20 protein-coding genes and 1 riboswitch are annotated in these 25911 nt (G+C 58.4%); of the genes, 10 read left to right on the forward strand and 10 right to left on the reverse strand.

What is annotated here, in order from left to right; genetic code table 11:
• The first annotated feature begins 230 nt into the window (after window positions 1-230).
• From QP968_RS07905 to tenA, 4 genes are all read left to right on the forward strand, one after another.
• Window positions 231-671 carry a DUF6918 family protein gene (locus tag QP968_RS07905; protein ID WP_284855865.1) on the forward strand — a complete coding sequence of 147 codons (441 nt, stop codon included), beginning with the start codon at window positions 231-233 and terminating at the stop codon, window positions 669-671.
• A 59-nt stretch (window positions 672-730) separates the two neighbouring features.
• Window positions 731-835: riboswitch (TPP riboswitch) on the forward strand.
• Window positions 824-1678 (forward strand): bifunctional hydroxymethylpyrimidine kinase/phosphomethylpyrimidine kinase, encoded by an 855-nt coding sequence (thiD, locus tag QP968_RS07910; protein WP_284855866.1) that lies wholly within the window; start codon window positions 824-826, stop codon window positions 1676-1678. (Overlaps the previous riboswitch by 12 nt.)
• Complete coding sequence (locus QP968_RS07915; RefSeq protein WP_284855867.1) at window positions 1671-2330, forward strand: TenA family protein; 660 nt, start codon at window positions 1671-1673, stop codon at window positions 2328-2330. The genes thiD and QP968_RS07915 overlap by 8 nt, the downstream gene beginning before the upstream one ends.
• Window positions 2331-2333: 3 nt before the next feature.
• Window positions 2334-2999, forward strand: a complete 666-nt coding sequence (tenA, locus tag QP968_RS07920; protein ID WP_284855868.1) for a thiaminase II — start codon at window positions 2334-2336, stop codon at window positions 2997-2999.
• A gap of 5 nt (window positions 3000-3004) precedes the next feature.
• Here tenA and QP968_RS07925 read toward each other — a convergent pair whose 3' ends face one another.
• The 10 genes from QP968_RS07925 to dnaA all read right to left on the reverse strand — a co-directional run bounded on the left by QP968_RS07925 (window position 3005) and on the right by dnaA (window position 21715).
• Window positions 3005-3904, reverse strand: coding sequence for an alpha/beta fold hydrolase (locus QP968_RS07925; RefSeq protein WP_284855869.1), 900 nt, complete (start codon window positions 3902-3904; stop codon window positions 3005-3007).
• Window positions 3905-3976: 72 nt separating this feature from the next.
• Window positions 3977-4753, reverse strand: a complete 777-nt coding sequence (locus QP968_RS07930) for a hypothetical protein (RefSeq protein ID WP_284855870.1) — start codon at window positions 4751-4753, stop codon at window positions 3977-3979.
• Between the two features lie 257 nt (window positions 4754-5010).
• On the reverse strand, window positions 5011-11379 hold the full coding sequence (locus tag QP968_RS07935; protein WP_284855871.1) for a G5 domain-containing protein: 6369 nt from the start codon (window positions 11377-11379) through the stop codon (window positions 5011-5013).
• A gap of 318 nt (window positions 11380-11697) precedes the next feature.
• Window positions 11698-12576, reverse strand: coding sequence for an alpha/beta fold hydrolase (locus QP968_RS07940; protein ID WP_284855872.1), 879 nt, complete (start codon window positions 12574-12576; stop codon window positions 11698-11700).
• Between the two features lie 82 nt (window positions 12577-12658).
• Window positions 12659-14746 (reverse strand): DNA topoisomerase (ATP-hydrolyzing) subunit B, encoded by a 2088-nt coding sequence (gene gyrB / locus QP968_RS07945; protein WP_284855873.1) that lies wholly within the window; start codon window positions 14744-14746, stop codon window positions 12659-12661.
• A gap of 175 nt (window positions 14747-14921) precedes the next feature.
• Window positions 14922-16175 carry an ATP-binding protein gene (locus QP968_RS07950; protein WP_284855874.1) on the reverse strand — a complete coding sequence of 418 codons (1254 nt, stop codon included), beginning with the start codon at window positions 16173-16175 and terminating at the stop codon, window positions 14922-14924.
• A gap of 94 nt (window positions 16176-16269) precedes the next feature.
• A complete protein-coding gene (locus QP968_RS07955) occupies window positions 16270-16884 on the reverse strand; it encodes a DciA family protein (protein WP_284855875.1) in 615 nt (204 codons plus the stop codon).
• Complete coding sequence (gene recF / locus QP968_RS07960) at window positions 16881-18065, reverse strand: DNA replication/repair protein RecF (protein ID WP_284855876.1); 1185 nt, start codon at window positions 18063-18065, stop codon at window positions 16881-16883. The genes QP968_RS07955 and recF overlap by 4 nt, the downstream gene beginning before the upstream one ends.
• Window positions 18066-18108: 43 nt before the next feature.
• On the reverse strand, window positions 18109-19299 hold the full coding sequence (dnaN, locus tag QP968_RS07965; RefSeq protein ID WP_284855877.1) for a DNA polymerase III subunit beta: 1191 nt from the start codon (window positions 19297-19299) through the stop codon (window positions 18109-18111).
• 745 nt (window positions 19300-20044) lie between these two features.
• On the reverse strand, window positions 20045-21715 hold the full coding sequence (dnaA, locus tag QP968_RS07970) for a chromosomal replication initiator protein DnaA (RefSeq protein ID WP_284855878.1): 1671 nt from the start codon (window positions 21713-21715) through the stop codon (window positions 20045-20047).
• 840 nt (window positions 21716-22555) lie between these two features.
• On the opposite strand from dnaA, the gene rpmH reads away from it, so the two are divergent.
• The 6 genes from rpmH to QP968_RS08000 all read left to right on the forward strand — a co-directional run bounded on the left by rpmH (window position 22556) and on the right by QP968_RS08000 (window position 25910).
• The gene (gene rpmH, locus QP968_RS07975; RefSeq protein ID WP_084576676.1) at window positions 22556-22693 is read left to right on the forward strand and encodes a 50S ribosomal protein L34; all 138 of its coding nucleotides are present in this window, start codon (window positions 22556-22558) and stop codon (window positions 22691-22693) included.
• A 10-nt stretch (window positions 22694-22703) separates the two neighbouring features.
• A complete protein-coding gene (gene rnpA, locus QP968_RS07980) occupies window positions 22704-23063 on the forward strand; it encodes a ribonuclease P protein component (RefSeq protein WP_284855879.1) in 360 nt (119 codons plus the stop codon).
• Window positions 23056-23298, forward strand: coding sequence for a membrane protein insertion efficiency factor YidD (gene yidD, locus QP968_RS07985; protein WP_284855880.1), 243 nt, complete (start codon window positions 23056-23058; stop codon window positions 23296-23298). Before rnpA ends, yidD begins: the two co-directional genes overlap by 8 nt.
• 6 nt (window positions 23299-23304) lie before the next feature.
• Window positions 23305-24321, forward strand: coding sequence for a membrane protein insertase YidC (gene yidC, locus QP968_RS07990; RefSeq protein WP_284855881.1), 1017 nt, complete (start codon window positions 23305-23307; stop codon window positions 24319-24321).
• Between the two features lie 7 nt (window positions 24322-24328).
• A complete protein-coding gene (gene rsmG, locus QP968_RS07995) occupies window positions 24329-24970 on the forward strand; it encodes a 16S rRNA (guanine(527)-N(7))-methyltransferase RsmG (RefSeq protein WP_284855882.1) in 642 nt (213 codons plus the stop codon).
• A 64-nt stretch (window positions 24971-25034) separates the two neighbouring features.
• Window positions 25035-25910, forward strand: a complete 876-nt coding sequence (locus QP968_RS08000) for a ParA family protein (protein ID WP_284855883.1) — start codon at window positions 25035-25037, stop codon at window positions 25908-25910.
• Window position 25911: the final 1 nt, after the last annotated feature.

A 25911-nucleotide genomic window follows, 5' to 3' on the forward strand; every position in this document is an offset into this window, starting at 1 on the left:
AAATCAAGATCACCGCATTATCCCAGGCTGCCCCGGGAATCCGTATCGGTTTATCCACACGAAATGTCCCTTAAGCCGTTGCTCTCAACTCCGGAGAGCTGAGTGCAGTCCTGGTCTTTTACAAGGGGTTGTGCGCGATTTCCGGGAGTTCGGGCCCCACACGCCCGGAAGCACACCCCCAAACCGCCCTCACTCTCCCTCCCTAACGGGAAGTTCCTAGAGTTAACCGCATGACTGACTTGAACACTCTCCTTGAAGGCCCCGCCCGCGCGCAGGCCGTGAACGATCTCGTTGCCCTGGTGGATAAGACCACCGCTAACCTGTCTGGGCTCACCGGTATGGCTGTGAAGTCGGCGCTGGGCGCCGCGAAGAAGGCTGACGCAGATGCAGTGTCGAAAGGGGTCGATCGGGTGTTGCCCAGCATCCTGAAGGAACTCAACCCGCACTGGGCTGCCTACAAGGGCGATGCCAGCCAGAACAGTTTCGGCGCCTACCTCGCAGCGCATGAGGATGAAGTGGCTGATTCTGTGCTAAAGGTGGGCGATGCTTTTGCAGACAAGGCGCCTGCGGCCGTGAGCAAGGTGTACTCCTCCATGCGCGGAAAGATCTCCGGCATCGTGGCACCAGCCTTGCCGGAGTTCGGGGAGATCCTGGAGAAGCACGCGCAGTAGCACCACAACACCACCCAAAACCAACTCAGCACCGCCAGGAACTTTGGTAGCCTCAAGCGGTGTAAGACACGGGGTGCCGGCGCGCATAAACGAGCTGGCTGAGATCACACCCGTTGAACCTGATCGAATTAGTATTCGCGGAGGAATTGTCTATGAGTGACATTCGCGTACCCAATAAACGCATACCCAATGTGCTCACCATCGCCGGCACGGACCCATCAGGCGGCGCCGGCATCCAAGCTGATCTGAAGGCGTTTTCAGCCGCTGGCGCTTATGGCATGAGCGTGATCACCGCTGTGGTTGCGCAAAACACCCAGGGGGTGCGGGCGTTTCAGGCATTAGACCCAGACTTCGTCTTCGACCAGGCGGCGGCGGTATTTGAGGACGTACAGGTTGATGCGGTGAAGATTGGCATGGTGGCCAACGCCGGCATCATCGAGGCGATCACAAAAGCCCTGGACCAGTACACAGATAAGGCAACGTGCCCGGTGGTGCTTGATCCGGTGATGGTGGCTAAGAGCGGGGATAGCCTGCTGGACGCGGATACGGAGGGCGCGCTGCGCGATCAGCTGGTGCCCCGGTCCACGCTGATTACGCCGAATCTGCCGGAAGCGTCGGTGCTCCTCGGTTTGGACGAGGAGATGAGCAAACTGGATCAGATGCAGGAGCACGCAGACGATCTGCTTAAACTCGGCTGCGATTGGGTGCTGCTCAAGGGAGGCCACCTGGAGGGCCACACGAGCGAGCTGAGCACGGACATTCTCATCGGCCCGGATACGCGCATTGAGCTGACCGCTCCACGCATTGCCACGACGAATGATCACGGCACGGGCTGCACCCTGTCCGCCGCTATCGCTGCGCGTTTGCCGCGCATGGACATGGAGTCCGCGGTCCGTGAGGCGAAGGAGTACCTCACGGCAGCGCTCAAGCACGCTGACCAGCTCAATGTGGGCCACGGCCATGGCCCGGTCCACCACTTCCACAATCTTTGGGGGAACAATGCCTAGGTTTACCGAGGAATTGCGCGACGCCCACCGCGAAACATGGGACGCCGCCGTCAATCACAGGTTTGTGAAGGAGCTTTTCAGCGGCTCAATTCCCAACAACGTCATGGCCGGATACCTGGTGCAGGACTACCGCTTCCTGGACAGTTTCCTGCAGTTGCTCGGCGCAGCGATGTCCACGGCGGATGATCTGGAACCGCGTCTGCGCCTGTCCCAGTTCATCGGCGAGGTCGCCGGGGATGAGAACACGTACTTCCTGCGCTCCTTCGAAGAACTCGGTGTGACCGAGGAGCTGCGCGCCAACACCCCGGACTCCCCCGCCTGCACGGGCTTTACCGGCCTCATGCGTGAGGCAGCGCAGACTCGCTCCTACGCCGCAGCCCTCGGCGTGCTTGTCGTCGCCGAGTGGCTCTACCTCGACTGGGCTATCAAGGCACCAGAGAAGCGCCCGGCAAGCTTCGTCCACAACGAGTGGATTGAGCTGCACGATTACCCAGAGTTCCACGACCTGGTGGCGTTCCTGCGCAGTGAGGTGGACCGCCTGGGTGAGCGCAGCGAAGAAGACCGCCGCATCATCACCGAGTACTTCGGCCGTGCCGTGGCACTTGAGCTGGACTTCTTCAACAATTCCTACGAGCAACCACTAGAGGTGTAGAACATGAATCTTCTGGAGCTTCTCAAGCAGGACGCCCCCGAGTGGGATGCGTACATTCACCACAAGTTCGTGGAGGATCTCGGCCAGGGCACGCTGCCGTTGCCGATCTTCCAGGATTACCTGGTGCAGGATTATCTCTTCCTCGTGCAGTACGCCCGCGCCAACGCGCTGGCCGCCTACAAAGCGCGCACCCTTGGTGAGGTGGAAGCAGCCGCGCAGGGCCTGTCCGCCACCATCCATGAGACGAATCTGCACCGCCGCCTGACGGAGCGCTGGGGCATCACCAGCGAGGAACTCGACACCGCCCCGGAGAAGCAGGCCACCGTTGCTTACACCCGCTACGTGCTGGACACCGGGATGGCTGGGGATTTGCTGGAGCTGCAGATCGCCCTGGCCCCTTGCCAGATCGGGTACGCCGAAATTGGCACCAACCTGGAGCCACAGCTCACGTCCAACCCGGATCACCCATACGCCGAGTGGATCCAGGAGTACTCCGGCGATGCCTTTCAGAATCAGGCTAAGTACATGACTTCGCTTCTCGACGATCTCTTGGCCGTCCCCGCCACCGACATCGCGGGCACGAAGCGTTACGAGCGCCTCTTGGACATCTTCCGCACCGCTACCCGCCTGGAAGCGGACTTCTGGCAGCAGGCCCTCGACTCCCAGTAAAGCCTCTACAGAGCCTCCACGAAGCGGTCTAACCGGTCCGCAACCCGCTCCGGTTTGCGGGCCCACCGCGTGTGGCCAAGACCGCCGTTGATCTGTTCAACGTGCACAAGGTCCGGGTTGAACTTTTCGGCCAGCCATGCGGCGGAGGCTAGGGTGCAGTCCTCATCATCCGTGAACCGGGTGAGCAGGATGGGCACGGTGACTTCTTTCATCCGTGCCTCATAATCCATGTCCTGGCCCCGCAGGTTAGCCAACGAGTTCCGGTGGCAGAACCTTTTCCACTCCCGCACGTGAACATCGGACTGGCGGCCATAGCCGGGCAGATCCACCCGGCCGGCTGGCCAGAACCCAAAGATCCTGGATACCGCCGACATGAACAAGCTGCCGTAGGCCACACGGCGTCGATCCGCCCCCACGAAGCCTTCCACGTATGGGCTGCCGGAACCCACGCCCATCATGCCCACCACGTTGAGTTCCTTCGCCTCCGGGCGGGCCAGGAACAGCGAGCCCACCTGGCCGCCCATGGAGTGAACCAGCAGCAACGTCGGATAGTCCTCCGGCAGGTTCAGTGCTTCCTTCGCTGCCCTGATGGTTATCGGGTAATCCTCCGACGCGGTGTCGTGGTAACCCCAACGCGACCGCCGCGTCGCCTTGGCATTACTCCTCCCCTGCCCGCGGAGCTCCCCAATCACCACCGGGTAACCCCGATTAGCCAACTCCTGTGCCGTCGGCCGGAAGTACCGCGCCCCCATGCCAAAGCCCGGCCAAATAGCCACCAACGGCTTGGGCCCCTGCCCCACCGCACGTTGTGGTGGGAAGACATACACCGGTGACATCGTTCCATCGGGTAGTACTACAGGGGCATCAACGAAGATATAGTCCTTCGACTGACTGGTTTCGCTCATGCGGATAGTGTGCCAGATCACATTCGTCGATAAGGCAAAAGGCCCGTGCGAAACCGCCTCACTGGTCAGGGCTTAGAAGGGCTCGACGTTCCCTTCAGGGTTGCGCGGCGGAACCTCTTCAGAAGAACTACCGCTGGACGATCCTTCAATCTTGATGGAGCTGTTCGCATCACCCGACGGGGTGCTGCACCAGTCGTACAAGATGAACCCTGCAGCAACCAAAGCCAGAATCGCGCCAGCGACCTCACCCGCCTGCTTCACGTTCGGGTCATTCAGGAAGCCCTGCAGCTGCCCATTCACCTCATCCAGGCGAGCCCCGATTCCACCAAACTGCTCACCATGCTGCTCAAACACCCAGTTGTGCTTGTTTCCTGTACGGCCGAACGGCACATCGTCGTCAGAGCTTTGCGCTTGACCGCGGCTCGCCTCTTGAACACGCGCACCAATCTGCGCGTTCAGACCATCCAACTGACCCTGCAGCTGACCCAAGTACGGCTCGATCAACTTGCCGCCAGTCTGTGCCAACAGAACAACCGGCAACAACCACAGAATCGGCGAACGCACAGCATTACCAAAACAACGCTCTGCAACAGCACCACTGGCAGCCGACAATCCCGACTGTGCCGGACCCGATGACGCCGGATCCTCAGGCTCGGGTTTTGGCTGCCCTGCCTCATTGTTGGCACCACAGGCACCACATTCCTCATTAGTCAGTGGCGTGGCCGCGGCCTCCAATGTGAGCGGCCCAGGGCCGACAACAGCAGCCGCCCCCAAAGCCAAAGAAACAGCAGATACAGCTGCGATCCCTGCACGGGACGTCCTACGCGTACGCCGGTTTGGTGTGATCATAAATACTCCTTATAACTGTTATGCACTAAAAATGGGATCCCCCATTGCAAATACCTATTTATTACTGTGCCAAATAAGAGCAAGATAAGCCAGAATTAAATGTTTCACAGGTTCAAACAAACCCATTGCTGCAGCGCCCGCGGCACCCCAGCACCCAATGAGAAGCTCCCCGTTGGTCAGCGTCTGATTTCTCAGACCAACCAGCGGGGAGCAACACAGTGCCGCGAGGCGGGAACAAATCCCGCCTCGCCTAGTGCCTAGAGAGGCTCGACACTATCCTGCGGCGACGGCGATGGCGACGGTGCCGGGGACGGCTCCTTGCCACCAGGGGTAGACGAACCACCACCCTTAATAGAGGTCTTCGCCTGACCGACCGGACTACCACACCAGTCGTACAGAACAGCCCCAGCAGCAACCAACGCCAGAATCAGACCAGCAGCCTGACCCAACTTCTGCACCATCGGATCATTCACAAAACCCTGCAACTGCGCATTGGCCTCACTGACACGACGACCAATCTCACCAAACTGATCGCCATACTGCTCTTTCAACCGGTCATGCTGCTGACCAACACGACCACCAAGACCATGATCATCAAAATCATGTCCATGACGACGCATCTCTTCTTGAACACGAGCATTAATCTGCGCATTCAAACCATCCAACTGACCTTGCACCTGACCCAAGTACGGCTGAATCAACTTGCCACCAAGCGAGGCCAGCAAACCAATCGGCAGCAACCATAGAATCGGCGAACGCACAGCATTACCAAAACAACGCTCCGCAACAGCTCCACTGGAACCAGAACCAGACGGGTCTGAAGAACCAGACGAACCACCAGGCGTTGTCGGCGGAACCGGAGTCGGCTCGCTTGGCTTAGTGGGCTCAGTCGGCTTTGTTGGGGTTGTCGATGAATCACCAGGTTCACCCGGCTCGCCCGGATCAGACGGCTCAGTCGGTTCAGTCGGCTTAGTGGGCTCAGTCGGCTTCGTCGGGGTTGTCGACGAATCACCAGGTTCACCCGGCTCACCCGGCTCGCCCGGCTCAGACGGCTCGGAAGGCTCACCAGGCTCCGTCGGCTTCGTCGGCTTCGTCGGCGACGTCACAGTAGACGTCTCCGTCGAACCTTCACACTTGCACTTGGTGCCCACGCGAATCTTGCGCGGCGTCGGCTCCTTGATGGTCTGCTCGGTGGTTTCCGGCTCGCCGACAGGCTGGCCGTTCACGAGCTTCCAGGTCTTGGTGGTTTCCTTTTCACCGAAGGCACCGGCCTGGTCCTCAATGACCTGGCCTACTTCGAGGTTCGGGTCGTATTCAACCATGGTTTCAAACGGAATCTGCTGTGTGCTCTTATCCGTCAGTTCGGTTTCCTGGTCCTTGGCAGGACCAACCTCGATGATGTGTGTCACCGGGTCGCTGATCTTCTCAACGGAATCCTCGGTGGTGGCCTCACCGTTTTCAGCATTCACCGTGACGGTGTGCTTGACCTCACCAGGCTTGCCCTCCTGGGCAACCTTGGTTTCACCAGGCTTCAGCTCAGGATTCGGGCGAATTTCAACCTCAAACGGAGTGGTCTCCGTCCACTCAATCTTCGTGGACGCAGGTTTGCCCTTGGTGCCCACCTTGATGATCTTGTTCACTGGCTCAGCCACACGCTCAGTCTCGGTGTTCGTACCCGTGACCTGCGAGTTCACGATGGTCTGGGTCGTAGTCACCTTGTCCTTGCCCGGCTTACCTTCCTGAACAGTTTCCTGCTTGCCGGCCTCAAGGGCGTCATCGAAGATGATCTCGGTCTCAAACGGCACGTCCACCTCAGACTCAGTGGTGTAAGTGCCTTCAGTCTTCGTGCCCACACGAATCTCAGCCGCAACCGGCTCCTTCGTGCGCTCCGTCGTCACGGTCGGCTCCCCGTCAGGCTTACCGCCCTTGATCTTCTGAGTCGACGTCACAACCTCTGTGCCAAGCTCGCCTTGCTTATCGACGACCTGCTTGCCGGCCTCAAGGGTGTCATCAAAGATGATCTTCGTCTCGAACAGAACCGGCTTCTCGGTCTTGGTCACCACCTCGGTGTCCTCAACCTCAGCCTGCGGGCCGTACTCGATGATGCGGTCCTCCGGTTCGAGGCGAGAGACAACACCCGTCACCTTCGCTTCACCATTGACACCGGTGAAGGTGGCCTCGTAGGTCGCCTGGCCATCGGCGCCCTCTTGGACAACCTTTGTCTCACCCGGCGCGAGCTCCGAGTTCGGGCGCAAGACGGTGCTAAACGGAATTGGCACCGACCACGTCACCTTGTCCGTCGCAGTCGCCTGCTTGGTACCCACCTTGATCACCTGATCAACAGGCTCCTCAATGATCTCCTCAGAGATCTGCGGATCACCCGGCTGCGAGTTGGTGATATCGCGCGTAATGGTCACCTTCTTCTTGCCCGGCTTACCTTCCTGGGTCACCTTGGACTCACCAGCAGGCATCTCCGGATCAAGCTCGATCTTCACACCGAATGGAACCTCAGTCTCAACAGTCTCGGTGTTCGTACCGGTGGTCTTGGTGCCCACGCGGATGATCTGCTTGACCGGTTCCTTGGTGCGCTCGGTAGTCACCTCAGGATCACCAGACGGCTTACCGTCGACGATCTTCTGGGTCGACGTCACAACCTCAGTACCGTTCTCGCCCTGCTGATCAACCTTCTGCTCACCAGCGGCAAGCGTGTCATCAAAGACAATCTCCGTCTCAAACGGAACCGGCTTCTCAGTCTTTGTCACCACAGAGGTGTCATCAGCCTTCGGGCCATACTCAATGATCTCGTTGACCGGATCCTTCGTCTGCTTCTCCTCAGGGGTCACCGTTGCCTGGTCACCGGTGGCGGTGAAATCAGCGGTGTAGGTCTTCTCACCCGGAACACCCTTCTGAACAACCTTGATCTCACCAGGCTTGAGTTCCGGATTCGGGCGGGTCTCTACCTCAAACGGAACCTGAGCAGTCCACGTGACCTTCGAGGAAGCCTCAGACGGCTTCGTACCCACCTTGATCACCTGATCAACAGGCTGTTTGGTGATCTCCTCGGTGATCTGCGGGTCACCCGGCTGGGAGTTGGTGATGTCGCGCTTGATCGTCACCGTCTTCTCACCCGGAACACCCGGCGTGGTCACCTCGGAGGTGCCAGCCGCCATATTCGGATCGAACTCGATCTTCACACCGAACGGGACCTCAGACTTAACGGTCTCAGTGTTCGTACCCGTGGTCTTGGTACCCACGCGGATGACAGCGTCCTGCTTCTCGGTCACCGTTGTCGTCTGAACGACGGGGTCGCCGGAGGGTTTGCCGTCGACAAGCTTCTGCGTGCTTGTCACCTTCTCCTCGCCGACGACACCTTGCTTATCGACGACCTGCTCACCCGCGGCCAACGTGTCATCGAAGACGATCGTGGTCTCAAACGGGATCTTGCGCGTGGTCTCCGTGACCAGCTCCTGATCCTTTAGGCGCGGACCGTGCTCAACAATGCGATCTGTCGGTTCGGTGCGAGCCTTAGTCTCCGTGACCGTTGCTTCACCGTTGACACCATTGAAGACGGCGGCGTAGGAAGCCTCACCGTTCGAGCCTTCCTGAACAACCTTCACTTCACCCGGCGCGAGATTCGGGTTCTCGCGGATGACCGTGGAGTACGGGATCGGCTCTGTCCACTCCACCTTCTCACTCATCGGCTTCGTGCCAATGACCACAACTTCATCGACCGGGTCCTCCACACGCTTCCACGTGCGGTCTTTGTTCAAAGTCTCCTTACCCGGCTTACCTTCGGTCTCCACCTTGTAGGTGCCCTGGTTCACCGTCGGGTCGTACTTGTACACAGTGTTGAACGGAATCTCCCGCTCCAGGACGTCAATGACCGTCACCTTTGCCTTCGTGGTGTCCGTGGTGCCATCCTCGTAGGTCACCGTGACAGGAATGTCGATCGCGTCACCAATTTTCGCCCCCTTGGGTGCGGTTGCGGTGATCGTGCCATCGTCATCAATGCTGACGGTCCACCCAGCAGGAATATCGCCGAGCTTGAACGGCTTGTCCTTGGCCAGCTTGGCGTTGTCTGGGTTATCAAAGTCCACCGGCAAGGTCGCCGTCTCACCCGGATACACCGTTTCAGCCTGGTACGTTGGCTCAGCTTCCCAGCTGTTGCTCAACTTCACCACGGTCGTGACAGGCACCTCCGGGGTCGATCCATCCGGCGTTGCCACCTTGACGGTGATCGTCTTTTTATCACCCGGCTTAGCATCGGCCGGCGGAGTGGCCGTGACAACACCGGTCTTCGGGTCGATGGAGTACGTCCAGCCGTCTTCTTCCTTGGTCAGGAGCGGTTGGCCATCCAGGTCGCCGAAGGAGAACGTAGAGCCCCTCGGGGCATCCTTCACCTTGTGCTCCACCGGTTCATTCGGGCCGGTGGATTCCACAGGATAAACAGGAACAATGTCGCTGCGCAGAACCGTGATGGTGGCCGTGACCGGCACCATTTTCGTTTCCCCGACCCGATAGAACGTATGGACCGGAACGTCCAGGATGTAACCCTCAGGTGCGGTGCGCGGGATCGTGGTGGTGATTTCACCAGTATCCTCATCGATCGTGAGGTGCCACGTGCCACTGTCATCCTCAACCGTGTACTCGAGCTCTTCATTGGCGAAGCTGTAACGGTAAGGCGGCTGGTCTGTCTCACTACCGCTCAAACCCTTCTCCGGAAGGGTTGGTGTGAGAGTCACAGCCTTGCCCGGCCTATCCGTCACCCTGTCATAGTCAGGAATCTTAATTTCAGCGATGACCTGGAAGCGGACTTCCACCTCATCTGTCGTCTGGTCCGGGTAGGTGGCCTTCACCGTCGGGGAGATGGTCGTGCCCAAGGGAACGTCGTTATAAGCCGCCACTGCAGTGACCTTGCCAGTCGGATCAACCGTGACAGTCCAGCCCTCTGGAACAGTAGATTGATCGACCTCAAACTTCTCTGGGAAAACGGGCTTACGGCCCCTCATGATGGGCTTGGTGCCAATCTGGGAGGTGATCTCCTGATTCGGCAGACCCTTTGCCACAGCCGGGCGCACCAGATCGGTGACCTGTGTGTTATTCGGGTCCACGAGCACGAAAAGCTGAATCTCATCGGTGGAACCGTTTGAGTACTCCACCGTGATCTTCGGGCGTGCAAATGTATTCGGCATCGGATTCTCCGGGGATGTGACGGTGACGTTGTAGTCCTCGTCCATCTCTACGTCCCAGCCCTCCAGGACGTACGTGTCATCCAGTTCGACTGTGGCCTCAAAGCCACCGTCAGCCTTCTTCTTAGCCAGTTCCTTGAGCAGGTCCGGCACCTGGGTGAAAGTCACTGTCTGGCGCCCAGTGTTCACCGGACCCCTCGGCCCATCCACACCCGAGATGATCTTCTTCTCATTCTGGTCATACCGCGGAGTGTGGTCCTCCGTGTCATCCAGCCTGAAGCCCTTCGAATCGATGACATTCGGCTTGTTGTAGCGCGTCAGTGAGTTAGAGCTGTCAAACGCATCGCCGTACCCATTGTTGTTCTCCACTGCGGCCTTAAGCTGATCCACACTGCGCGGCAACGCAATAACGGAGAAGTTCACATTCTTATCCGCCGCCAGATCCGTGCCACGGTATTTGGGCCACGTGGAGTAAATATCACCCTTCTCATCCACGCGCAGACGCTGCGAACCACCAGACTCCTTGGCATTTGAAGTGCCGATGAACTTGCCGTTGTCGTCATAGGCCTCTACCACCATGCGCGACAACGAGTCGTCTTGGCCTTGGCTATCTTCATCCAACGCCGGAATATTAATGTGACCGACCTTGGTCTCTTCTCCCTCAACGATCACGTGCTTGTCAAAGCTCTCCCAGTTCACCGTGATGGGATTGCACTCCATGTTCTCACTGGGCCACGGGTTCACAACCGCGGTGAAAGCAGCGTTGTCTCCCCGCGTAGCGAAAGGACTGAGAATGTTGTCCTTCGTGTAGTTGCCCTGCCACGCATAACGCACTGGGTTATCAGCACCAGCCTGCGCGAACTGCTTGACCTCATCTTCAGTCAGGTCAGCAGCAAGATTCAGGTTCCTTTGTGTGCGGCTCGCGGTGATGTCGATGGACTCATCAGCTTTGGCCGTAACAGGCCCATTGTCAGACGGAAGAGTCTGGCCGGGAGCCATCGCCGGAACCGTACCGATATTGAGGGAGGCGCCGAAGTTTCCCGAGTTGGAAAAGCTCCAATCCGCAAACGTACGGTCCTTTGAGTTGTCAAAAGCGACACTCAAGCCCCACTGCGTCTTGTCCTTACTTTGCTGGGTCGGCTCCAGCGTGTGCCATGTAAAACCAGCCTGGCTGCCACCACCAGGCTTGGGGGAAGAAACAAAAACAGTACACTTATTCCCACCCGTATCCAGGTCCGAGGCCTTCTGGTCCTGTTTCTCCACCGCACCTTGGCCATCATCGCCGCGGAGGCCGCCGGTGAACTCTGCTGCCGTGGCCTGAGTATTCACAGCGCCAGGACCGACAACAGCAACCGCACCCAACGCCAGTGAAACGACCGATGCAATAGCTATCCCTGTACGGGTAGACGTTCGCTGACGCCGAGTTGATGTAGCCACAATTACTCCTTCAGACTTTTGTGCACTATGAATGGGAAGCCCAGACAGGTATCCATAGTTACTGTGCCAAATATCTGCTCGTTTAGCCAACAAAAAATGTTATAAAACACCAGATAGACCTATATAGGGGCAGCTTCGCTCCCAGATCACAGTGTCTGGATCCCAGCACGACCAATAAGTGCTGGTACACGCCATATCTCCTGAGACACGCATCAAACGAAACTTATGTATGAGGTCCACCACATCTGACTAATACGGCGTCAATGAACTACGGTGCGCGAAAAAGCTTCCCCCCCCCGTCCAGTGCCCCGGACACGGTTAATTGGTGGTTTCTGCCACGAATTGTTCAAAACGGTCCGCGATGATCTGTGGCTCCCGCGCCCAACGGTTATGCCCCAAGCCGCCAGAGAGTTCCTCGGCTTTGCGCGGTGCCTTGGTCAGGTGCGTAAGGAGATACTCGCAGGAGGCGAGGGTGCATTCATCGTCATTGGTGAACCGTGTGAGCAGGACCGGTACGTCGACCTTCTTAATCGCCGCCGCATAATCAATGTCCTGCCCCGCCAAGTTCGCAATCGAGTTAGTCCGGTTGAACAACGACCACTCGTACACATGCCGGCCGGACTGGCGGCCGTAGCCGGCAATATCTAATGCGCCACCCGGCCAAAAACCACGCAACTTAGCTACCTGCCCCATGAGCTGCCCGCCCAACAAAGCGCGAACAAACGCGCGACCCTGGAACCCGCGGTAATAGGGACTGCCCGTGCCCACGCCCATCAAACCTTTCAGGTTGAGCTCCTTGGCCTCCGGGCGGGCAAGGAACATCGAGCCCACCTGGCCGCCCATTGAGTGCGTCAACATAAACGTGGGGTGATCCCGCGGCAAACCCAGCTCCTGCTTGGCCGCCTCAATCGCCCGCGGATAATCCTCCGACGCAAGATTGTGGTAGCCCCACTGATTATCCGGCAGCGCCTTCGTGGAATTCGTGCCCTGCCCGCGCAGCTCCCCAATAGCCACGTAGTAGCCACGCGCCGCCAACTCACGCGCCAACGGCCGGTAATAACGCGCCCCCATGCCAAAGCCCGGCCACATCATCACCAAAGGAGCACCATCGGCCAGATCCTCCGGATCAAAGCAATACACGGTGCTCACCGAATGATCCGGCAAGTACGACAAGGTATAACGCTCAGTCACAGACATGAGGAATATTGTGCCAACAAAAGGCAACCGGGGTGCGTCGATAAGCTAAATTATCCGCGACCCCGGGCAACCTCACTGCGCACTACACGTCGAGGAAGCGCACATCCTTCGCCTTGCGGGTGATGAAGGAACGGCGCGCCGCCACATCATCGCCCATGAGGATGGAGAAGAGCTCATCCGCACGCTGCGCATCCTCCAGCTCAACGCGGCGCAGCACACGGTGCTCCTTATCCAGCGTGGTCTCCCACAACTCGCCCGGATTCATCTCACCCAGACCCTTGTAGCGCTGAATGCCGTCATCAGTGTTGATCTTGCGGCCCTCAGCCAAGCCGGCCTCCAGCTCCGCGTCACGCTCCGCATCTGAATACGCGTAACCCGGCTCACCCTTCTGCCACTTCAACTTGTACAACGGCGGATTAGCCAGATACACGTGACCGTTAGCAATCAGCTCCGGCATCAGGCGGTACAGCAGCGTGAGCAGCAGCGTTGCAATGTGCTGACCATCCACATCCGCATCGGCCATGAGCACGATCTTGTGGTAGCGCAGCTTCGAAATATCAAACTCATCATTGATGCCCGTGCCCAGCGCCGTGATGATCGCCTGAACCTCATTGTTATTCAGCACACGATCAAGACGAGCCTTTTCCACGTTCAGGATCTTGCCGCGCAACGGCAGAATCGCCTGGTACATCGAGTCACGTCCCTGCTTCGCCGAACCACCAGCGGAGTCACCCTCCACGATGAACAGCTCGGACACAACCGGGTCCTTCGAACGGCAATCCGCCAGCTTGCCCGGCAGACCACCCAGGTCCGTCGCGGACTTACGGCGCACAGACTCACGCGCCTTACGCGCCGCCTCACGCGCCTGTGAGGAAGACACTGCCTTCTTGATGATTACCTTGGCCTCAGCCGGGTTCGCATCAAACCAGTCATTCAAATGCTCATTGACAGAACGCTGCACAAAACCCTTGATCTCGGAGTTGCCCAGCTTCGTCTTCGTCTGACCCTCAAACTGCGGGTCCGCCACGCGCACAGAGATCACCGCGGCCAGACCCTCACGGCAGTCATCGCCCGTTAGATTCGGATCCTTATCCTTAATCAGCTTGTGCTCACGCGCATAGCGGTTCATCAGCGAGGTCAGCGCTGCACGGAAACCTTCCTCGTGCGTACCGCCCTCATGCGTATTAATCGTGTTGGCAAAGGTGTGCACCGACTCCTTGAAGCCACTGTTCCACTGCATGGCGATCTCAAGCTCATGCTCCTCGCCCTTCGCCTCAAACCCAACGATCGACGGGTGAATCGCCGTCTTCGTACGGTTCAGGTAATTGACGTAATCCACCAGGCCGTCCGGGTAGAAGTACGTGACCTTCTTCTCACGCTTCTTCTTCGTGGCCGGGGCGACACCCGTCTCATCATTGCTGTCCTCGGTCTTCTCCGTGTCAGCATCGGCATCTGCTTCTGCGTCATCGAAGGAGTCGCCATCGAGAGCCTGTGCCGTATCGCCTTCCTCGGCGATCGCCTCAAGCTCCAGCTCCTCATCGGAGACACGCTCATCCTTCAGTGTGATAGTCAGGCCCTTGTTCAGGAAGGCCATCTCCTGCAGGCGGCGCGCAATCGTGTCGTAATCAAAATCGACCGTCTCAAAAATCTCGGCGTCCGGCCAGAAACGAATCGTCGTACCCGTGCCACGCGCGTTATCGCCCTCAATGAGCTCATCCGGCACCGCATTCTTGAAATTCTGCAGCCAGTGCTTACCGTCGCGCTTAATATCCGCCTCTACACGAGTGGACAAAGCATTAACGACGGAAATACCCACACCATGCAGACCACCCGAAACCGCATAGGACTCCGAGTCAAACTTGCCGCCCGCGTGCAGCTGCGTCATCACAACCTGCACCGTCGGCGCGCCCGACGGGTGCATCTCCACCGGAATACCACGGCCGTTGTCCACCACCTGGACACCACCATCCGCGAGCAGGGTCACCTCGACCTTGTCCGCGTAACCAGCCATCGCCTCATCGACGGAGTTATCCACGACCTCCCACACCAAGTGGTGCAGGCCGCGCGCACCGGTCGAACCGATGTACATGCCGGGGCGCTTACGCACCGCTTCCAACCCCTCAAGGATGGTGATCGATGACGCATCATAATGCGGTTGTTGCTCAGCCACTTTCCCGAAACTCTCCTGTCACGGCGTTCATTACGTCTCTAACCCGTGCCATCTTACACGCTTGTGGTTCCCCACAGCCGCACCGCCAGCGCCAGCGAGAGCGCGTTTCTCGCGCGATTTACCCGCACTTACCAAATCCACCAAAGTATTTGAACAGGATTCCACTGTTTCAAGCTCAGTATCCAAGCACACCTAAGGGCACCACGTGGACCCCGCTCGGAAGCGTGTAGGCATACTCAGTTCCTGTAATGACGGCCAAAAATGCTGGCTTTCCTACTTTGTCTAAATCAACTCGATCATTTGCAAGTTTCAGCAGATTTTTTTCCGCTTCATTAATCCTGCTTGAACCTAGCTTTACCTCGCAGGCAGCCCACTTTGAATCCTCGGGATATTCAATGATCGCGTCTACTTCTAGGCCTGTGTTATCGCGGTAGTGATAAACCCTGCCAAACTCAGCACTGGCAAGAGTTCTCAAATCTCTTATCACCATCGACTCGAAGACTTGACCGAAATACTCCGGGTCGCTAGCCAGCCGATCGACCCCGACCCCAAGAGCTGCACACGCAAGACTCGGATCAGCCAAATGAAGTTTTGACGAGGTTCGCAGACGCGATCGCGATCGGAGCGACACACTCCAAGCTGGGAGCTCCTCTAACGCAAAGACCTGGTTCAAAGCATCGATGTAGCCTGCGACAGTTTTCGGTTCCACTGAGCTACCCGCTGGAGCGATATCTTTAGCGATATTTTGGAGCGTTGCCTCGCTCGAGATATTTCGAGCGACGGATGACATCAATCTTCGTACGGCATCTGGGTTATGCCTCACGCCTACCGCTGCTTCAAGTTCAGACTCGTAGATATTCTCACAGTAAGAACGGTTGAAAGCTATCGCTTGTCGTGTCCCGATTTCCAACAGTCCGGGCCATCCCCCACGAACAGCTTGTTCCGCTAAATCCTTGTAACCCAATTCTGAGGTCGCACTAACACTCTCCTCCGTCCCCAGTTGATTCAAAGAAATTGAACCCGAGGAAGCACCGCTTTCGACTAAAGCCATGGGACGCATACGTAGCCGAGCAATACGCCCTGCACCCGAATGTCGGCTTTCATCCATGGTTGGTGATGATGACCCGGACAATATGAATTGTCCTCGTTGTTGCCGGTAATCGATCTCATGCCTAATGGCATTCCAGATTGACGGAGCTAATTGCCATTCGTCGATCAGCCGCGGAGTATCGCCTTTCAAAATTTCTGAGGGATTCAATTCCGCTAGCTGCACCATGCTCGGAGATTTATCCAGCCGGACATGACTAGCAGCCTTGGCAAGAGCTGTGGATGTTTTTCCGCAGCCGCGAGGCCCCTCAATCAAAACTGCGCCCATGGCCTCTAGAAGCTCGGTGAGAACGGAGTCTATAGCCCGACCTTTATACTGCATAGGACCATCATAACCTGAATTGCAACGATTTCATGACCTGATGTGCAATGTTTTTATAACCCTTTTTGCAACAATTTCATGACCCGATTTGCAATTACCCATATGTATCCCGCGGCCCCCGGCCCTTGACGTGCAGGGGCCCGTACCGCCAGTTCTTTGTCTTCGGTGGGTAGACGTGCAGCTTTGTAATCACGCCGGGGCCGATCTTCTCCGCGATCTTGGACAACACCGTGGACTGCATGTACTTCAAGTTTGTGGCCCAGGCAGTCTGGTCGCAGGATATAAAAACCTCCCCGTTTTTGATCATGGTCACCTCAGTGTGCTGAGCGATCTTCTCCCCCACCAAGGACTCCCAGTTCCCCATGACCCAGCCGTGCGCGATGGACTCCGTCCAGTCCCGCTGTGCAATCTCGTTTTTCACCAAGGAGCCAAAACCCTTCACGTCATAGCCACGACGCAGCGCCCGGCCATCCGCACCCGTCGGCCGACCAAAAAGTGGCCGAGTTTTTGTCTCCTCCGGAGTGAGGTCCAAGCCCGGAACCTTCAGTCCTTCCACTGCTGTGTTGCCCTTGCCCGTGCTACGCCGCGGGATGACGTTGGCGCCCTGCCGGTTCAGGTTTGGCAGTTTGCCGCCACGACGCTTCGCGGTGGCGCGCAGGTTCTCAAACGTGGACGCGACTAGGTCTTGTGGTGGGATTTGCTCGGTCATTCGGTGGCCTCCGCGATGCGGGAGATCCCATCGACCATCTCCACGGAGTAGCGCGCGGACACATGGTCGTCGAGGTTTTCCGGCAGGTCATCGCCGACAGCAGCGGTAATGAGCACTTGCTCGGCTTCTTCGGCGACGGCGACGAGCCTTTGGCGTCGTTTAGCATCAAGCTCCGCAAAGACATCGTCGAGAATAAGCACCGGCGCCGAACCATCCGCCGACAGCAACGCATACTCCGCGAGGTGCAGAGACAGTGCGAAAGACCAGGTCTCGCCGTGGCTAGCGTAGCCCTTCGCCGGCTGATCGCCGAGCATGAGCACGAGGTCATCGCGGTGCGGGCCCACGAGCGTAGTACCACGATCAATCTCCTCACGGCGACGACGGGACAGTTCCGTGAGGAAAGCGGCTTCGAGGATCTCCGCCGTGATCTCTCCATTGCCAGCCAGTTCCGTCACCGCGCGGTCCAGCGTGGAGGAATAGCTTATCTGCGCTGGACGCGATTCCGGCGCGACCGACGCATACGCTACGTGCACATTCGGAGCCAACTCACTGGTCAGCTTCATCCGGCCGGCTACTACCTGGGCACCGAGGCGGGCTAGCTGCAAGTCCCATGCGTCGAGAGTGCTCAGCGCACTGGCACCCGAATCATCGCTGTATCCCCTGCGTAGCGCCATGTTGGAATTGCGCAACAGGGCGTTGCGCTGCCGCAACACCTTGTCATAATCCGCCTTCGCCCCACCGAAACGCGGCGCGCGAATAGCGGCCAACCCATCCAAGAACCGTCGGCGTTCTGCTGGCTCTCCCACCACGAGAGCGAGGTCCTCCGGCGCAAACACCACGGTGCGCAACACCCCAAGGATTTCGCGTGGTGACTTCAACCGTGTCCGGTTGATCTGCGCCTGGTTCGCCTCCCGCGGGCTGATGAGCAGATGCGTGGTTAGCTCCCGGCCCTCATTGACTGTGGTGGCGGAGATCCTCGCATTCGCGGCACCGGCCCGCACGAGTGGAACATCCGACGACACCCGGTGACTGGCCAACGTGGCTGAGTAAATCACCGATTCCACGATGTTGGTTTTGCCGTGACCATTGCGGCCCGAAAACACCGTGACCCCCGGCTCGAGCGACAACGACAGCTCAGGCCATGAGCGGAAGTCACGCAGATCGAGTTCGCGGAGATACACAAAAACCCCGGGGTTTTTTAATTACAGCTATTTACCTGGCGTTTTAGCCCGGCAGACGCACCGGCATGAGCAGGTAGGTGAAGTTGGTGGCAGGAGTGTCAAAGCTTCCGTCCGCATTTGCCTCCGGCATCTCCTCCGGTTCCGGGATCATGATCGCCGGGCGGGAAGATTCCGTGAAACCAAAGACCACACGGTCCGTAGGAATCACCGACAAACCATCTCGCAGGTAGCCAGAGTTGAAGGCAATGAGCAGCTCATCATCACCCGTGAACGCACACTGCAGGGACTCGCTCGCCTCACCGGAATCCGCACCGGAGGCAAAGAGAGTGACCTCGCCTGGCTTGAAGTGCATGCGCAGTTGCGCATTACGGTCAGCGACCAAGCTCACGCGACGAATAGCTTCCACCAGCGGAGCAATTTCAACACTTGCCATCGACGTGTGCGTCTTCGGCAGCAGCGGCTGAATATTCGGGAAATCCGCATCCAGCAGGCGGGTTGTGGTTTCGCGGTTAGCGGAGTGCAGACCAAACAGGCCTTCCCCACCCACGTTGTCACCAGTACCAACAGCGATTTCCACCGGCTCTTCCAGGTGCGTATCCAGCGTGCGCGCGTTATCCAACAGCGTCTTAGCCGGGATGAGCAGCTTCGCCTCCACGTCCGGGCTCACCGGCTGCCATTCCAAGGAACGCAGTGCCAAACGGAAACGGTCCGTCGCCGCGAGCTGAACGCGGTTACCGGAGACTTCCATGTGCACACCCGTGAGCATCGGCAACGTGTCGTCGCGGCCAGCAGCGGAAGCAACCTGGGTGATAGCATCCACGAAAGTCGAGGTAGACAGCGTGCCGGTGACCTCCGGGAGCGTGGGCAGCTGCGGGTAATCATCCAGCGGCATGAGCGGCAGCTCAAAACGAGCAGACCCGCCCTGCAGCAGCAGACGCTTCCCATCAACCACGGAAACCTCAACCGGTTTTGCCGGCATGTTGGACACAATGTCCGCCATGAGCTTGCCCGCCACAGCAACGCGACCGGGCTCATCCACCTCGGCGCCGATGCGCACTCGCGTGGACACTTCGTAGTCAAAGCCCGCGAATTCCAAACCGTTGTCATCCGCAGTGATGACTACCGCGCGCAGCACCGGCTGCGTGTTCTTCGTAGGCAGGTTGCGGGCGACCCACGCGACAGCGTCAGTCAGGTCATCCTTATGCACGCGGAATGACACGTTGATGTCGTCCATGATCGGCTCCTTGATGGTCGGAAGAGGCGGGAGCCCATGACTGCTCAACGGCATTGGCCCCACATCTGCCCAAGATTACAAGTTCTGCGCTCCACCCTAGGCAGTGGGTGCGACACGCACCACTTGTGGTTCCCCCGTCGTGGCACACGGGCCGCCGAGGTTCTCCCCACGCTCTATTTCTCTTGAGATTAATACTAGAAAAAGAACCGGTAAGAACAGTAAGTCCTGTGTACTCTGTGGAGATCGCGGTTCCGGTGCACGGTAATCGTGTTTTTCGGTTGTGAGCTGTGGGTGTGGATAACCTGTGGATAACTCAGATCCTCTGTGGAATTTCAGATTCCTATTCCCATTCCTCACAGCCGAAGGTGAGTTATCCACCCCTCATTCACAGCCTTAGGCACACCATGTGGAATCAGGGACGATGCAGACGAGGGACTGTGGATAACCAAAACTGTGACTAATCTCATTTAATGACAATAGTGGAATTACACAGGTGTGAATAACTCTGTGGATAACTCGGCGGGAGGGGTGAGAGGGAGACGTGGGTTAAGTGCCAAGGCCTGCTGAACAACAGATCTCGGTGTAAAACTTTACATTGCATTGGTAACTATCAAATAGTAGAAATTTTTTACCAGGGGTTTCATCCGGGCCGGTTTTTTGCGTTGTAAGTTTTTACACACGGAGGGAGACGTCGAAAAGCAAAAAAGACCGCCCCACGCGCGAGCGGTCCTTAATGTGAATCGAGTTAGCGTGCGCGGACGCGGTTTTTGATGATCTGGGTGAGTTCCTGGATCTCGTCGTAGGTCTCCCGGTTCTCCGTCATTTCCTTGCGGATCTTGCGGTTGGCGTACATGACCGTGGTGTGGTCCTTGCCGCCGAACTCCTGGCCGATCTTGGGCAGGGAGAGATCCGTCAGTTCGCGACACAGGTACATGGCCAGCTGACGGGCGTGCGCAACCGTACGTGTCTTGCCGGAACCGGTGAGGCGATCCATGGAGATACGGAAGTACTCCGCGGCCACCTCCTTGATGGTGGCGGCAGTGATGGTGACATCGCCTTCATCCGGAAGGATGTCGCGCAGGGCAACTTGGGCGACATCGAGCGTGATCGGCTCATTGATCAAGGAGGAGTACGCCGAGACCCTGATCAGGGCGCCTTCGAGCTCACGGATGGAGGACTCGAACTGGGACGCGATGAGGGTCAGCACATCATCACTGACCTGGGTGCCATCGGCGGCCGCCTTCTTCATCAGAATGGCAATGCGCGTTTCCAAATCCGGCGGCTGAATATCCGTGATCAGCCCGCCCTCAAAGCGGGTGCGCAGGCGATCTTCCAGCGTGGTCAGCTGACGCGGTGGCCTGTCAGAGGACAAAATGATCTGCTTGTTCGCCTGGTGCAGCGCGTTGAAGGTGTGGAAGAACTCCTCCTGAGTACCTTCCTTACCCTCCAAGAACTGGATGTCATCCACCATGAGGATGTCCAAGTCACGGTAACGGCGCTTGAAGGATTCCTGCCGGTCATCGCGCACTGAGTTGATGTAGTCATTGGTGAACTCTTCCGAGGACACATACCTAATGCGCAGGTCCGGCTGCAGCACCCGGGCGTAATTGCCGGCGGCGTGAAGCAGGTGCGTCTTGCCCAGGCCGGAACCACCCCAAATGAACAAAGGGTTGTAAGCACGGGCGGGGTTTTCCGCCACGGCGACGGCCGCACCGTTGGCAAAACGGTTGGAAGAACCAATAACAAAATTCTCAAACGTGTACTTCGGATTCAGCGAGGTCTCACGGTTCGGATCCACCGCCGGCTTCTCACGTGGAATACGTTGAGGCGCCGGCACGATCGGATGCGCTGACTGCTGGCGCGAAGACTCTTCCACCAGGTTCTCCTGCTGCTGGGAGTGAATCCGCGCGAGCTCATCAAGCCCCATGGGCAGCTGCTCACCGATAAGCGGCGTAGCTGGTGGTGCCGGCGCTGTTGACTCTGTAGCCGCAGCTTCCTCCTCCGCGGACTGCGAGTAGGTGGAGTACCACTGGCGGGCGGGCTGGCTCGGGGCTGGAGTTGGAATGGGAGATGGTGCTGGGGCAGGTGCCGGCGGTTCGGGAGCCTGCTCATGTTGTGGAGCTTGCTCATGGGAAGAAATTGTCACAGCGAGGGTGCACGGCATGCCCATGCGCTGGCTAAGCAACTCACTGATATGGGAGGCAAGACGTGTTTCCACCACATTCTTGGCTGCCTCATGCGGGGCGGACAGAATGCAGTAGCCCTCCCCCAGCACGGCGGGGCGACACAGCTGCAAGTAGGCGCGGTCGCCGGGGGTGAAAGTAGGAACACTGGAATTCGGGCGCTCAGAAAGAACCAGGAGTTCGGCAACGATCTCGTGCCACAGGGCGTCAAGCCCCTGCTCTTCGTTTGCCATGCTTCTCCTACTAATTTTTCAGGAACCCAGTCTCGCGGTTGTCCACGGGGCTATCCACATCTTCGACGGGATGTAATTTCCGCTCTCACCTTGTAGTCCACAACTTTATCCACAGGTGTGAGTTTTTGAGTCGCAGAGTTTATCCACAAGATAGGCCTCTATCTGTGGAAAAACAATTAACACTCAAAAACCCGCTGTGAACTGTGCTTTTGTACTAGATCGCACATAAACCTCAAGTGATAGTTGAGGTTTATCCACAACGGGGATAGTTGATTCTTTGTGAAGTTGTGGTGATAGAAACTTTCTACTCTGGAAATGGTCGGACTGTCTAGAAATCGGTGTTTTCTGCGGTACGTTTTCATGGCGTCGGGGGGATGGTGAACTCGGCGGTGATTCGCAGTGGCGCGTTGATTGACAGGTCTCTCGCAGGTTGCCTCGGCGTGTCGCCGATGACCTGCGGAAAAACACACGCTTGTAATTTCGGGGGTAGTGGGATGAGCAGCGTGGCTCCCCCGCGCGTCGATTTGTCAGCTGGGCCAACGCTGCCGTATTCTGTCGTGGTCTGTCACACCTGTCACAGGGTGTGCGTGAGAGCGTTATCTGCGCCGAGCACCGGGCCGCCGCCCACCGATACCCCAGGTCGTGGGATTGATGGGAAGCGAGTCAGCTCGGATAACGCATGCCACTGGCTTGAGAGTCGAGTGAGGCCTCAAGCCGCTTAGAGCAATCTCACCGAAAATGTTTTCCGGTTGCCTTAACCCCGGAAGGCGCGTGCACCACCGCACCAACGATGGAGCAGTGGAGTACCGCCGTAGGCTGCCATGACGTCAAGGAGTCACCGTGCCTAAGCGGACTTTTCAGCCCAATAACCGTCGTCGTGCCCGCAAGCACGGCTTCCGTACCCGTATGAGCACCCGCGCTGGCCGCGCTATCGTTTCCGCGCGCCGCAAGAAGGGCCGCAAGAGCCTCACCGCGTAAGTGCTTTGTAGTGCTACCACGCCCCCATAAGCTCACATCCTCGGCGGACTTCCGCCGCGCGATGCGTCAAGGTGGACGTGCTGGCACCCGCACCATCGTGGTGCACTACTACACCCGAACCGAACCCATCATCACCGGTGGCCCACGGTTCGGGTTAGTTGTGTCTAAGCAGGTGGGTAACGCTGTTGTCCGGCACCGGGTGAGTAGGCAGTTGCGGCATGTGTGCCTGGGATTCGTCGATAAGCTTCCGCGCGAAACTGACATTGTCCTGCGCGCACTGCCCGCGAGCGCGCACACCTCTTCGGAGGATTTGCGCAAGGATCTGGCCAATGCCCTGAAACGAGCATCAGCGAAACACAACCATGAGTAACGCTAAACCCGCCCAGCGCGCCATCCTGGCGCTCGTGCACCTTTACCAAAAATATCTTTCACCCCTTAAAATGGGACCAACATGTCGCTTCGAGCCCACATGTAGCGCCTACGCTCTCACAGCTGTGTCAGAGCATGGCGCATGGAAAGGTAGTTGGCTCACCGCCGCCCGCCTCTGCAAATGTGGGCCTTGGCATCCCGGCGGATACGACCCCGTACCACAAGTCAGGAGTTAGACCCCAGTGCTGAATTTCATCTACTGGCCGATCTCTGCCATCCTCTGGTTCTGGCACAAGGTCTTCGGCTACATCTTCTCCCCCGATTCGGGTGCCTCCTGGATCCTGGCCATCATCTTCCTTACGTTCACCATCCGCGTGTTCCTGGTCAAGCCGATGGTCAACCAGCTGCGCGCCGGCCGGAAGATGCAGGAGCTGCAGCCCCAGCTGGCTGAGCTTCGCGCCAAGTACGGCAAGGACCAGGCCAAGATGGCCGCGGAAACCCAGAAGCTGTACAAAGAAGCCAACATGAACCCGCTGGCCAGCTGCATCGTGCCGCTGGCTCAGCTGCCGGTATTCCTTGGTCTGTTCCACGTGCTGCGCTCCTTCAACCGCACCGGTACTGGTGCCGGTGGCCTGGGCCTGAGCGTGGAGCAGAACCGCAATACTGCGAACTACATCTTCTCCCCCGAAGATGTGCAGTCCTTCCTGGACGCCCGTGTGTTCGGCGTGCCGCTGTCCTCCTACATCTCCATGCCGCAGGAGCAGTACGCAGCGTTCGCTCCCGTCGACTTCACCAAGATGAACATCATCATGGTCGCCGTCCCGCTGATCCTCATCAGCGTGGTCATGACCCACTTCAACGCCCGCCTATCCATGAAGCGTCAGCGCGAGCGCATGGCTAAGCGCAAGGCCGATGAGGCAGCAAAGGGCAAGAAGCCGGCTAACAATGGTCCGATGTCTGCGGAGATGATGGAAACGCAGATGAAGACCATGAACGGCATGATGCTGTGGTTCCTCCCGGCAACACTGCTGATCACCGGTGTGTTCTGGCACATCGGTCTGCTCACCTACATGGTGACCAACAACGTGTGGACCTTCATCCAGTCCATGATCGTCTTTGACAAGATGGACCGCGAAGAAGCCGCTGAAGAAGAGGCCCGCCGCGAAGCAAAGCGCGCCTCTGCTCCGCTGCCGGGTGCCCGCAAGGTGGATAACCGCACCAAGAAGCAGCGTCAGGCTGACGCGAAGAAGCAGAAGTAGATCCCCCATGACGGACAACCTTTCCCACTGCGAGCCCGCCCCCGCCGCCGCCAGCACCGTCTTCGGCGACCGGCTGGAGCTCGCTCAGGCCTACCACGATTCTCTGGCCACAACGGCCGCGGAACGTGGATTCATCGGCCCGAAAGAGGTCTCCCGCCTGTGGAGCCGCCACATTCTCAACTGCGCCGTGATTTCAGAGGCGTTCACGGAAGGCCAGTCCGTCGCTGACATTGGCTCCGGCGCGGGGCTGCCCGGAATCCCGCTGGCCATTGCACGCCCGGACCTCTCGGTCACGCTCATCGAGCCTCTGCTGAAGCGCTCCACCTACCTCGGCGAAGTCAAAGCAGAACTCGGCCTAGACAACGTCACCGTCATTCGTGGCCGTGCGGAGGAGCAAAAGAAGATGCTTTTCGACGTCGTCACCTCCCGCGCCGTCGCCCCCCTTGGAAAACTCGCCGTCTGGTCATTGCCATTGGTGCGGCCGGGTGGGGCGATGGTGGCGATGAAGGGGGTGTCCGTAAGCGAAGAGCTTGAACGCGACGCGAAAGTCATCGCAAAAGCCGGCGGTGTGGATGCCGAAATTTTCGCGGTTGGTGCGGATGTACTGGAACAACCCACCACCCTGATCCGCATCACACGGGCGGGCTAAACGGATGTCGCGGGCGTTTATTAGAGTCTGTCTGTAACAGTTCATTTATTCAACGGGAGGCAACGTGGGTCAGGACACCGTGCCCAAACCTGAAGAGCCCCGCGTGATCACCGTGGCTAATCAAAAAGGCGGGGTGGGCAAAACCACCACCTCCGTCAACCTGGCTGCATCTTTGGCCAAACTCGGGTGCAAGGTGCTGGTGATTGACCTTGATCCCCAGGGCAACGCCTCCACCGCACTCGGTGCTGCACACCGCGACGGGGAAACTTCCTCCTACGAGGTCCTCATCGGTGCTGCCACCGCGGAGGAAGCCCTCCAACAATCCGGCCCCAACTTGTACTGCATTCCCGCCACCATCGACCTGGCTGGGGCGGAAATTGAACTAGTCAGCTTGGTGCGCCGCGAGTATCGTCTGGCCGATGCGCTGCGCCGCGGCTTTTTAAAGCACCACGAGTTCGACTACGTCTTCGTGGACTGCCCGCCTTCGCTGGGTTTGCTGACCATTAACGCGATGAATGCGGTGGATGAAGTTCTCATTCCCATTCAGTGCGAGTACTACGCCCTTGAAGGCGTGGGCCAACTGTTGAACAACATCAGTATGATCCGGCAGGCCCTCAACCCGAATCTGCACATCTCCGCCGTGCTGCTGACCATGTACGATGGCCGCACCAAACTCTCCGAGCAAGTGGCCAGCGAAGTCCGCGGCCAGTTCGGTGACGTGGTGCTGCGCAACGTCATCCCACGCTCCATCAAAGTGTCCGAAGCCCCTGGATACGGCCAAACCGTCATCGACTATGACCCCGTCTCCACCGGAGCTATGGCTTACTTCGATGCAGCCAGAGAACTAGCAACCCGCGGCGACTATCAGCCGCACCCAACAACAGGGCCCATCGGCGTGAGCCCCGAGATCGCCGCCCAACTTGGTCAGGAGGACAACTAAC

Source organism: Corynebacterium sp. MSK041 (genome assembly GCF_030232265.1).
Taxonomy (GTDB): domain Bacteria; phylum Actinomycetota; class Actinomycetes; order Mycobacteriales; family Mycobacteriaceae; genus Corynebacterium.

Excerpts from the sequence above, each read along its gene's own strand:
- yidD (WP_284855880.1), top strand. The coding sequence starts at position 23,056 with ATGAGTAACGCTAAACCCGCCCAGCGCGCCATCCTGGCGCTCGTGCAC.
- QP968_RS07915 (WP_284855867.1), top strand. The coding sequence starts at position 1,671 with ATGCCTAGGTTTACCGAGGAATTGCGCGACGCCCACCGCGAAACATGG.
- tenA (WP_284855868.1), top strand. The coding sequence starts at position 2,334 with ATGAATCTTCTGGAGCTTCTCAAGCAGGACGCCCCCGAGTGGGATGCG.
- QP968_RS07950 (WP_284855874.1), bottom strand. The coding sequence starts at position 16,175 with ATGCAGTATAAAGGTCGGGCTATAGACTCCGTTCTCACCGAGCTTCTA.
- thiD (WP_284855866.1), top strand. The coding sequence starts at position 824 with ATGAGTGACATTCGCGTACCCAATAAACGCATACCCAATGTGCTCACC.
- QP968_RS07955 (WP_284855875.1), bottom strand. The coding sequence starts at position 16,884 with ATGACCGAGCAAATCCCACCACAAGACCTAGTCGCGTCCACGTTTGAG.
- dnaN (WP_284855877.1), bottom strand. The coding sequence starts at position 19,299 with ATGGACGACATCAACGTGTCATTCCGCGTGCATAAGGATGACCTGACT.
- QP968_RS07905 (WP_284855865.1), top strand. The coding sequence starts at position 231 with ATGACTGACTTGAACACTCTCCTTGAAGGCCCCGCCCGCGCGCAGGCC.
- QP968_RS07925 (WP_284855869.1), bottom strand. The coding sequence starts at position 3,904 with ATGAGCGAAACCAGTCAGTCGAAGGACTATATCTTCGTTGATGCCCCT.
- rsmG (WP_284855882.1), top strand. The coding sequence starts at position 24,329 with ATGACGGACAACCTTTCCCACTGCGAGCCCGCCCCCGCCGCCGCCAGC.
- QP968_RS07930 (WP_284855870.1), bottom strand. The coding sequence starts at position 4,753 with ATGATCACACCAAACCGGCGTACGCGTAGGACGTCCCGTGCAGGGATC.
- QP968_RS07940 (WP_284855872.1), bottom strand. The coding sequence starts at position 12,576 with ATGTCTGTGACTGAGCGTTATACCTTGTCGTACTTGCCGGATCATTCG.
- dnaA (WP_284855878.1), bottom strand. The coding sequence starts at position 21,715 with ATGGCAAACGAAGAGCAGGGGCTTGACGCCCTGTGGCACGAGATCGTT.